The sequence below is a fragment of the Mesorhizobium sp. M7A.F.Ca.MR.148.00.0.0 genome (assembly GCF_003997735.1).
Classification (GTDB): Bacteria; Pseudomonadota; Alphaproteobacteria; order Rhizobiales; family Rhizobiaceae; genus Mesorhizobium.
This window is the reverse complement of record NZ_RZTB01000154.1, coordinates 7,277-9,809: the sequence shown is the minus strand read 5'-3', so window position 1 is coordinate 9,809 and position 2,533 is coordinate 7,277. Positions and strand designations below refer to the sequence as shown.

3 protein-coding genes and 2 pseudogenes are annotated in these 2,533 nt (G+C 59.3%); 1 reads left to right on the top strand and 4 read right to left on the bottom strand.

The features are described from left to right. The 4 genes and pseudogenes from EOB49_RS30720 to EOB49_RS30705 all read right to left on the bottom strand — a co-directional run. Positions 1-747 (bottom strand): annotated as a pseudogene (locus EOB49_RS30720) (site-specific integrase); the annotation flags it as partial. Between the two features lie 181 nt (positions 748-928). After that, positions 929-1,171 (bottom strand): hypothetical protein, encoded by a 243-nt coding sequence (locus tag EOB49_RS30715; RefSeq protein ID WP_127383195.1) that lies wholly within the window; start codon positions 1,169-1,171, stop codon positions 929-931. Beyond that, positions 1,168-1,422 carry a hypothetical protein gene (locus tag EOB49_RS30710; protein WP_127383194.1) on the bottom strand — a complete coding sequence of 85 codons (255 nt, stop codon included), beginning with the start codon at positions 1,420-1,422 and terminating at the stop codon, positions 1,168-1,170. Before EOB49_RS30710 ends, EOB49_RS30715 begins: the two co-directional genes overlap by 4 nt. Continuing rightward, entirely contained in the window at positions 1,419-1,850 is a 432-nt protein-coding gene (locus tag EOB49_RS30705) for a hypothetical protein (protein WP_127383193.1), read from the bottom strand. Before EOB49_RS30705 ends, EOB49_RS30710 begins: the two co-directional genes overlap by 4 nt. Before the next feature lie 343 nt (positions 1,851-2,193). On the opposite strand from EOB49_RS30705, the pseudogene EOB49_RS30695 reads away from it, so the two are divergent. Beyond that, positions 2,194-2,533: pseudogene (locus EOB49_RS30695) on the top strand (hypothetical protein); the annotation flags it as partial.

Sequence of the window (2,533 nt, the reverse complement as noted above, 5' to 3'; positions counted from 1 at the left end):
CATGACGCCGCGCTGCCTGTCGATCCAACCCCCCGTGGTGTTCGCCATCCATTGGACATTGCAGATCGCCGCGCGCCGGGAGCCGGTGTAGAGCCCGAGCAGTAAGAAGCGGGCCAAATGGCGGTTGATCGCGAACCGGTTCCGGCGCCACTGGTAGTGCTCTCGACGGCTGGCCACGTCGCACCAGAATTCACGGTAGAAGCCCAGTGCGCCAGCAAGCAGCATCGCGGCCTCCGTTCTCGTCAGCCATCGGTCGCGGGCGGGCGGAACATCAGGCATGGTCACTTCCGGCACTGATGCCAGCGGGCCATGTTCTTTGTGCCAATGGTTGATGGCCTTCGACAGTGCGGCGAGTTCGCGCCGAATCGTTCCCGGCTTCACGGTCTTGCCCCGTGCCTTTGCGTATGCCCGGCATGTCTCGCCGCGAACATCCGCCAGCGTCTTCGATCCCCACCAGGGGACGAGCGCGGCGATGGCGTAACCGCTACGCTCGGCAGATTTTTTGTGCGGGGCGTACTCCCGCCCGTAGGCAGTCAGGACTTCGGCGACCGAGAGGCGAGCGAGATCACTTTCGCGGGTGACTGGTTTGAATTTTTCCGCGATGTACTCCCCGAGCCTTTTTTCAGCTCCTGCGCGATCTGGTTCGCCGCAGCCTGTGCGTTCGAAGACCTCGCCGACATCGCGGATGACCCATTCGCGTCGTTTCGGGTCGAGGTAGAGCCGGGCTCCTTTGGCGGGTCTTGGCATTTGGTCATCATTCCTCTCACCGACGAGGGCAACACAAAATCCGCCCTGCCTATACGCACGATGTTAAGCCTGCCACGGCGCGCCTCGGCTCGCAACGTGGCAGGAGTGATGCGATTTCTGAAGAAATGCTGGCAAGCCTCCTTCAGGGTCAGCGGCGAATCCTCGAAAGGATCGGCTGGCGTCATCCGCCGACCCTCGCCGCCGCATGCACTGCCTCCCATTTGGTCAGAACAGCCTCGCTCTTTTCGAGAGCGATCCGACCGGCGAAAACCAACATTTCGGCGTCACTCTCATGAACACGGTAATTGCTGTTTTCGGCGGGTGTCTCGAAATGGCTGTTCATCCAGGTGAGGACCAGACGGTTTGCCAAGACGGCATCCCGCACTTCGCTTTCAAGGTCGTTGTGGTTCAGGGCGGCGGTCACGAACGCACCGCCTTTCTGCTACGAGCATCAGCCATGACTTTTTCGTGGCATGCCGAAGCGGCCTTGACGAGATTGCCCGCCAAGTCGCGGGCGATCCACAAAAGGTCGTGAACCTGTTGCATGGCCTTGGCTATGCGTTCGTCGCTAGGCATAGGCGTTTCTATGGCGACATCGTGCATGACACAGATCAGCGTCTCGACGTGACCGATATCGGATTGCAGGTCGTTCAGGTCGTCGGAAGGCGCAGTCATTTGGCACCGCCTTCCGATTTGCCCAGCGTTTTGACGACGGCGACCATCGTGGCCATGGTGTAGCGATTAACCTCGCCCAAGAAACCGATTTCGACGCCGGTCAGATGGTTGCCGGACGGCTTGCGTTCCTCCTGCCTCACCCGGCACATGTCGTTGACAATGCAGCCCAGCAGCGTGGTGTTGCCGTTCGTGGGATGCTCGCCGATGTAGCGTAGATACTCCTGGGCCAGTTCATGGCCCTTGTCGCAGTCCCGGCCGTAGCTGCCAGTTGCCTCGACATTCCAATAACAAATGCCTGAGCCGACTGGCATTTTCCGGTGCATGAAAGACAGATCGTCGGCAGGGTTCGGCATCTTGGCCGGAGCGCGGCGGGTTTGAACTTTCACGTTTGAAGTGCTATTTTGAGTTGGTGTCACGTTGATCTCCATCGGGTGACGCTTCAGGGGACCGCCCTGCAAGGCGGTTTCATTTCGGAACGGCGATCAGTTTGAGCCTGCAAGCTCGCTGGTCGCCGTTTTCGTTTCGTCCATGCGATTACGGATGCACCGCACGATTTCAGAATTTTGAGAACTGCCGTTTCGAGTGGCTTGGGCCTCGATAAATGCTTTCACGTCCGCCGGCAGTCTCACCAGAAATTTCGGGTCCGCCCGACTCATGCCCTTCCCTTTCCGTTAACCATAGCTGAATATAGCACCGTGCTTTATTGTCGGCAATAGCACCGTGCTATATATCCAGTGCATGGCCCGTGAAGATCCACAGATAAACATTCGGATGCCGGCTTCTCTGAAGCTCCGGCTGGAAGACGCCGCGCTGGAATTGGGGCGAAGCGTGACCGCTGAAATTGTGTCCCGATTGGAACAGTCATTCGTCGGGCCCAAGCACCCGCCCCAGATCATAATCAGGCTTGAAGCGCTCAAGCCGGGAACACCGTCCGTCGACATGCCGTTAGGCCAGTTTTTCCAGGCGATGTCCGGCACGATGCGCGAATTAACAGAGGCGCAGAAGGCCGTGGAACGAGCCGAAAGGCGGACAGAGCGCGAGGCGCGCCGCCAAGGTGATCCTGGGCTTTCGGAAACGCTCGATTCTGCACCCGATGACATCGAAACGGTGG